The sequence below is a fragment of the Vibrio sp. V42_P2S4T144 genome, assembly GCF_009904715.1.
Taxonomy (GTDB): domain Bacteria; phylum Pseudomonadota; class Gammaproteobacteria; order Enterobacterales; family Vibrionaceae; genus Vibrio; species Vibrio alginolyticus.
The window spans coordinates 1-7300 of sequence record NZ_WXWS01000056.1; the positions used below are offsets into that span (position 1 = coordinate 1).

Here is a 7300-nt window from a genome sequence, read left to right on the forward strand (position 1 = left end):
AGGTACATCAAGAATATATAGAGAAAAGCCCTTTTTTCTCCCGACCATTTGATGCATTAGCTTTTTATGAAAAGCTCATACAATAAATAGCCTTTATGACTTTAGACAAAAAAATACCCGAGACTGAGATCGGGTATTTAATAAAAATGTTCGCTATGAGTTCTGCGTCGATTCTACTTTGCGTAGCTGTGATAGATACTTAACCCAACTCTTTGCCTGATTCGATGGCTTAATCTCATTCGCTCTTTTGGCATTAGCGAGCGCATCGTCAAACCGCTTAAGTTTGTAGTAAGCGCGAGTTTTGATAAGTGCAACATCCGCTTTACGACCTCTGACCTTATCGAGCGCGGCAATGGCATCTTTATAATGGCCTTCTTGCACCAACAGTTGAGAATAGTTCCAGTAATACTGCCTATCTAGCTGAGCTGCAATACGCCAGCTATCAATAGACTCTTCCCACTCTTTTGCCATTTGCCAATACGTTGCTTGCTGAGCTTTTAGCTTACTATTCGAGTTTACATCCTCTAGCTCGTTCATCACCAACGCAGCTCTCTCAGGAATACCTCGTTTCGCGTACAGTTGTGCCAGCAGCTTTAAGTCATCTTGGCTAAGTTGTAACCCTTTCAGTTTTGCCAACGCCAAAGAGTCTAGGGCACGTTTGTTGTCATCAACCCGTAGGTATAGAGCAACAAGCTGACGCCACCATTCAATTCGTTCAGGTTCAATCACGATTAAGCGTTTGATGGTCGAGATTGCCGGCTTCCACTTTTTCAGTTCTAGCTCAGCAGAAAGCTTTATCGACAATGCGCCAAGCTTGTCTGGCTGACCAAACTTCTCATAACGAGCCATTGCTGAAAGCACTTTTTGCCACTGACTCAGTTGATAATGAGATTGGGAAATACGCAGCCATAGTTCATGCGCTTTTTGACCTTTAGGAATGTTTTTGCTCAAGGCATAGTAATGAGGTAAAGCCTTAGAAAAACGTTGCTCGTTCAGCAGTATATCAGCCAACATTTTTCGGGTTTGCCATGCTTGCTCATCTTGTAGCAAACCACTATTGACTGCCAACTCAAGTTGCTTAATCGCCGCTTGAGTTTGCTCGTTCTGCCAGTAAAAAATACCCAACATTCGAGCGACATAAGCTTGGTCATATCCACGAGAAAGCTCCATAGCTTCAAGAGATGAAATCGCTTCTTTTAGTTTCTCCTCTTGAGCCAAGTTGTGTGCTCGTTGAACTCTCGCTGCGGTGTATTGGCTTAACTCACTGGCAATGGTTGAGAGTGCACTCAGGCTTAATACCGTACCGATTAAGAATTTTTTCATCATTTGGCTAACTTGAACTCCACTTTAGCGGTTTGTCCGAACTGCTCAATTGACACACCATCCTCAACTTTTGGCTGATACTTCCATTTTTTAAGCGCACGGATTGCTTCCCTTTCAAACATGCGCTCGGGCTCAGCCTCGATCACTTCAATATCTTTTGGTCGTCCAGTTGCATCGATCGTGAAACGCATAATGACATAACCTTCCACTCTACGTTTCAGCGCCTTACTTGGATAGCGAGGATCAACACGATACAACGGCAGTGCTTGCTGGTTGCCCATTGTTCCCTTCAAGTTTGGGGCGCTAATCGCGATGCCTTCAAGGGCAGTGTTTAAACCTAAAGCACTGACTGGCGTCATCTGACTCATTGGTTCCATTTGAGTGTCAGCTTGAGACAGATCCATTGGCTCCGGCGCTTGAGGTGGTTCTGGTTGCTCCGGCACTGAACGTTGACGACGCTGCACGTCTGCTTCATTCTCTACCATCACCATATCAAAACGAACGGCTTCTGAAGCTTCTGGTGCACGCTGGTTGCCTTTATCAACCATCCACGCCATAAAGCTAAACAAGCTCACAGAAATTAACAGTGATGCTGGTAGTGCAAGTAACAGCCTGCCCATTAAGGTTTCTCCGCCGCCAATGCAATGTTCTTCACACCTGCTGCCTTTGCAGCGTCCATCACTTTCACGACAGTGCCATTGTAAGCATGCTCGTCAGCTTGGATAACTAACGAAGCATCAGGCTGATCAAGTAACAGGTGCTCAATAGAGGCCTCAACACGCTCAATATCAACCACTCGTTTGTCAATGTACACATCATTCGCTGCCGTTACTGCGATAAAAATGCCCGCGTCTTTTTGACTTACTACATTAGAAGCCTGAGGGCGATTCACTTCTACACCGGATTCACGTACAAACGAACTGGTCACAATGAAGAAGATCAACATGATGAAGACGATATCAAGCATCGAGGTTAAATCGACTTGAGCTTCATCTTGTTGGTTAGGTCTGCGTCCGAGTCTCACTTTTGACTCCTTAAAGATTGTTCTAACTGGATAGCTTTTCGTTCACACACTTTGCTAAGGCGAGCATGAATAAACATGCCCGCAAGCGCTGCTACCATACCTGCCATGGTTGGCAGCGTAGCAAGTGAGATACCAGAAGCCATCAATTTCGGATTGCTGCTGCCTTGCGATGCCATTACGTCAAACACCGTAATCATGCCTGTCACCGTCCCTAACAACCCTAGCATTGGGCAAACCGCCACAAGTAGCTTAATAGTCGATAGGTTTTGGCGCAGTTCGATTTGCGCTTTTGCAATCCATCCTTCACGGATTTGATGCGCGTACCAAGAGTGGTGCTCTGATCTTGCTTGCCACTGCTCACAAAGCTGTTTTTTTACCCCAGGGAAAACCGTTGTGAGATAAATAACTCGCTCCATAACCAACAGCCAGCACACCGCCACGACAGCGGCCAGCCACCATAGGATTTGACCACCTTGCTGCATAAAGCTCATCAAGGTTGTGGCCCAATCCTCACTGATCAAACCCAATGTGCTGAGTAGGATCTGCTCCATTACGCTGCGTTCTCCGCTAAGGTGTTAGAGTGACTTTTGTTACTCGGCATATCACGCTCAGCTTGTTCTGCAACTAAACCGATGCCTTGTTTTTCTAAGATACTGCGAATATTTTCTGCTTGAGAGCTCAATACGTTGTGCGCTAATAGCAAAGGCATGGCTGAAACAAGGCCAAGTACGGTAGTCACAAGTGCCATTGAAATACCACCCGCCATTACTTTCGGATCACCATTACCAAATTGAGTGATGACTTGGAAGGTTTCGATCATACCCGTTACCGTGCCTAGTAGGCCAAGCATAGGAGCTAGAGCAGCAAGAAGCTTAAGCATCGACAACCCTTTTTCTAGGTGGGTTTGCTCATCAACAACAGCTTCCAAAAGACGTAGTTCTAACGCTTCTACGCTGCGATGCTTGTCTTTCTGGTATACCGCAAGCACGCGACCCAAAGGGTTGTTTCCTGGCTGCGCTGGGGTTTTCAGTTGCTTCATGATTTTCTGACGCGAAATCATCAGTGATGCACCACGTACGAGCGCAATCAATAGGCCGATAGCCAATAAGCCAAGGATGATTTTGCCGACAACGCCACCCGCATTTAGGCGATCAGCCAAAGTCGGTGAGTTTGCAAGCTGTTCAAGAAGAATGCCACGTGACGGATCAATGACAAGTGCATCAATGTCACCAGAGGAAATAGTATTCGCTGTTGGACCGTTCTCAGGCTGACGAAGATAGTTTACCGCGTCTCCGCGTTGACCATTCCACTTAACGTAGCCAGTCTCATCCAGCAGCGCCATAGAACCAAGACGAACACCATTAACCGTTTGTTCACGACCTTCGCCATTTAGCAGTGTGAAAGAGACGTTTGCCATTTCACCGCTTGCTTTGATTTGTTCTTCCATGCTGCGCCACATCGCCTGAAGTTGGGTCAACGTTGGCAGTGATTTAGCCGCAACAATAGCATCGATATCTTTCTGATATGAGTTTGCATCTACACCGGTTACTGAGCTTTTTAGCTCAGACTCTAGCTCTTTTGCGTTCTGGCGAACGACGCCAAATAACTCACCTAGGCTCCCGGTTTCTAGACGCAACTTTTCTTCTAGCTGTGCCAGTTCTGCTTCATTTTCACCGAAGGTAACACTTAATGAGTCCGCCTCTGCTTGAAGAGCAGCACGCTCTGCCACCAATTTATTCTTTATAGCCTGTAGGTCTTGCTCTGTTTGCTTAAAACCTGATTCACGCGCGACATTGTGCGATTGCTGTTGACGATTTTCTTGCTGCGCCTTTTGTAACAACGCATCACTAGCAAAAGTTGTATAAGGCATTAATGCGGCTGTCGAGATTAATGCAACCGATAACCATTTTTTCATCATTTATTTGCCCTCCGCAGCGGTTAACGACACTGGCAGAGTTAACATACTCGGCGCGATCTGTTTATTCGCCATAGCGAACGCTTTGTCTAGCTCTGATTTTTGCTCAGAACCCACTTGTTGCCATGCTTGTTGTTGCTGTGACCAGCTCCAAAATGTGTCACCAGATAAGCTACGCGCTACCAAAGACAAACGGCCTAAATAGAGAATGTCCGCCTCCACAGCTTCATTGTCACCCAGGTTAATCTTGCCTTGGTAAACGCCAAGCTTGGTGCCGTAATCCATTTCAATTTGGTACGCTTCTAAAATACGACGAAACTTCTCTGCATCCGCAACGTCTGCACGCGTCATCATGGAATCCAGCTTTGCAATTCGCTCCTCACGTTGCGCTTTGCGTATAGGCTTGTCGTTAGCGACGAGCACTTTTAAGCCCTCAAGCATGTGATACATCAAAGGCACGACACCTTGACGAGTTTGAGCAATCTGCTCAATTTGCTCGTTCAAGCTATCAACTTCTTGATTTTGACTTTCAACAAGGCTTGCAAGATGATCGCGATAAATCTTCAAGTTACCGACTTCCTCTTGCAGCTGCTCAATTTCAGCTTCTAGAGTAAGTGATTTTTCTGCGCTTGCATCAATACGTTTTTGGCTTACCGCCGACGACTGGTTTGTTTTACTCTGCACAGCTTGTGCATCGTTTAAGTTCGCCGCGTGAGCGGGAATCAAAACCGATGATATCAACAGAGCGATACTTGATTTCATTAGATTCATACGAGTTATATTTCTGTGTTCCAAAAACGACCAAAGGGGAAGACTACCCTTCCCCTTTAATAATCAAATTGTTATCAGTACTTGAACTGGATTGTTGCCATGTAGTTGCGGCTTTCTCCAACCACAACCCCACTCGCACCTTTTTGCTCGCCATTCGTGCTACCACCACCTGCGAAGTAGTCGGTATCGAATAAATTCTCGACATTGAATCGAGCAATGATATCCAAGTTTTCATCGTACTTATGTTTGTATGACACGCCCATATCAACGCGAGCGTAGCCATCTTTCTTGAAGGTGTTCTTTGCATCACCGTAGCGATCACCTTCATAAATCAAACCAAGGTTTAAGTTAGTGTTGTCTTGAACCTTGTAGCTAGACCATAGACTTGCCGAGAACTCTGGCACGTCTACAGGGCGGTTACCTTCATATCTTTCTGCCTTCTTAAGCTCTGCATCCAAATACATTGCAGAAGCGGTTAGCGACAACTCTGGGGTCACAAAACCTTGAGCCATTAACTCAGCGCCTTTGTGAACTTGCTCACCACCTTGCGTTTTCTTGTGTAGGAGATTGCCGCCCGCGTCTTTGCCGCTTTCAACATCCAGCGAGATGTTCTCTAACGTGATATCAAACACAGCACCAGATACAAATAAACGCTGATCAAACAGTTCCCACTTCGTACCGATTTCATAAGAGATACCACGCTCAGCGTCGAGTTTCTCACCTTCATTGATGTAGGTACGACTACCGTTGCTGACTTCACCTTGAGGCATGAAGCTTTCAGAATACTGAACGTAAACCGAGCCATTCGTCGATGGGTGGAATATCACACCTAACTTTGGAGAAACTTGGTTTTCGGTCAGTTCATCATCACGCTTTTCGTCATAACGAACACCTGCAAGCACTTGCCAGTAATCATTAATCGTCATCATATTTTGCGCGTAGATACCCCAAGTATCGTACTCAGCTGTTGGTGATTTCCTCGAACTACTATAGCTAGGCTTAGGCACCGTTTCTCCTGGCGCAATACTCGCCTCATTATGAAATGCCATAAAGCGATCATAACTGTAATCTAAGTAGTTAGCGCCCACTAACAACGTGTTTTCCGTACCGAACAAAGTAAAGTCCGTCGTCACATCTATATATGCAGTATCAAATACCCAATTATCGGAGCGATCGTTGCCTCGATGCTTAATCGTATTTAACTCTTCATACTGATCAAACTTAGGGTAAGACTCTACATCAAAACGCTTAAAGTCTTGGCGGTTGTAACCTGCTTTTACGTTCACGTTATCCGTGACTTGCGCATTAATATCGACACCGTAGTTTTCTACTTCGTTATCAATTTCAGACCACTGCGCATCCCAAATGTACTTATCACCGCGAACCGCTTTGCCATCAACAATGTATGCGCCAGAGTCCACGCTACCGTCGTCTTTCGTGCGATCGTAATGAGCCGATACCATAAAGTTGTCGGTGATATCGTACTCAACCACTAGGCCAGCTACCGTACGATCTGTTTTAGGCTCAGTGCCATCACCGTACCTGCGCCAAGAGCCGTAGCTTTCTTTGGCAAAAATTGCGCGCGCTCGCAGTGTCTCTGCATCATTTAGCGCGCCACTCACATCAAGCACAGTGCGTGAGTGATCATTCGAACCTAGATCTTGACTCAAACTTGCTTGTGTTTGAGTTGTTGGTTTTTTCGAAACCATGTTTACCAAACCACCCGGCTCAGATTTACCGTATAGCAGACCTGATGGACCTTTAAGCACTTCAACACGCTCTAAAAGCTCAATTGGCTGACGGTAGTGTGACCAGTGTTGACGACCATCACGAAGAAAACCGTCTGAACTGCTAAGTTCAAAACCACGTAGAGAGAAACGTTCGCGGTTACGGCTTGTACCACCCGCGCTAACACTTGCATCGTTACGTAGCACTTCACCAAGTGTACTTGCACGCTGCTCATCAATTACCGTTTCATCGATAACCGCTACTTGTCCCGGCGTTTCCAGCTGCGTCATTTCCATGCGCATTGCTGTACTGTTTGTATCTGCCTTGTAGCCGAACTCTCGACCTTCTACAACTACATGTTCGTCTGTTTGAACTTCCGCCACTGCAGGTGTTGCTAACACTGCACCGATCACTAACGCCAAATGGCTCTTAGTAAACATATCCTTTCACTCCGATTATTATTTTTCGGGTCACATACTTGTTGAATGCGATTCCCTCTTAATTATTTCGCGGGTGAATATAAGTGATAAGTATTGCCA

Annotated in this window: 7 protein-coding genes; all 7 read right to left on the reverse strand. The window is 45.9% G+C overall.

All coding sequences use genetic code 11. The annotated features are described in order from the left end of the window. Positions 1-153 precede the first annotated feature (153 nt). Positions 154-1326 (reverse strand): tetratricopeptide repeat protein, encoded by a 1173-nt coding sequence (locus CAG68_RS01775; protein ID WP_017635539.1) that lies wholly within the window; start codon positions 1324-1326, stop codon positions 154-156. Beyond that, complete coding sequence (locus CAG68_RS01780) at positions 1323-1943, reverse strand: energy transducer TonB (protein ID WP_005374256.1); 621 nt, start codon at positions 1941-1943, stop codon at positions 1323-1325. The genes CAG68_RS01775 and CAG68_RS01780 overlap by 4 nt, the downstream gene beginning before the upstream one ends. Then, positions 1943-2347: an ExbD/TolR family protein gene (locus CAG68_RS01785; protein WP_005374257.1), complete on the reverse strand. Its 405-nt coding sequence runs from the start codon at positions 2345-2347 to the stop codon at positions 1943-1945. Before CAG68_RS01785 ends, CAG68_RS01780 begins: the two co-directional genes overlap by 1 nt. After that, positions 2344-2898 (reverse strand): MotA/TolQ/ExbB proton channel family protein, encoded by a 555-nt coding sequence (locus tag CAG68_RS01790; RefSeq protein WP_017635540.1) that lies wholly within the window; start codon positions 2896-2898, stop codon positions 2344-2346. The genes CAG68_RS01785 and CAG68_RS01790 overlap by 4 nt, the downstream gene beginning before the upstream one ends. Further along, positions 2898-4265 carry a MotA/TolQ/ExbB proton channel family protein gene (locus tag CAG68_RS01795; RefSeq protein ID WP_025768072.1) on the reverse strand — a complete coding sequence of 456 codons (1368 nt, stop codon included), beginning with the start codon at positions 4263-4265 and terminating at the stop codon, positions 2898-2900. Before CAG68_RS01795 ends, CAG68_RS01790 begins: the two co-directional genes overlap by 1 nt. Continuing rightward, positions 4266-5033, reverse strand: a complete 768-nt coding sequence (locus tag CAG68_RS01800) for a DUF3450 domain-containing protein (RefSeq protein WP_005374260.1) — start codon at positions 5031-5033, stop codon at positions 4266-4268. Positions 5034-5107: 74 nt separating this feature from the next. Then, positions 5108-7201 (reverse strand): TonB-dependent siderophore receptor, encoded by a 2094-nt coding sequence (locus tag CAG68_RS01805; protein ID WP_161440718.1) that lies wholly within the window; start codon positions 7199-7201, stop codon positions 5108-5110. Positions 7202-7300: the final 99 nt, after the last annotated feature.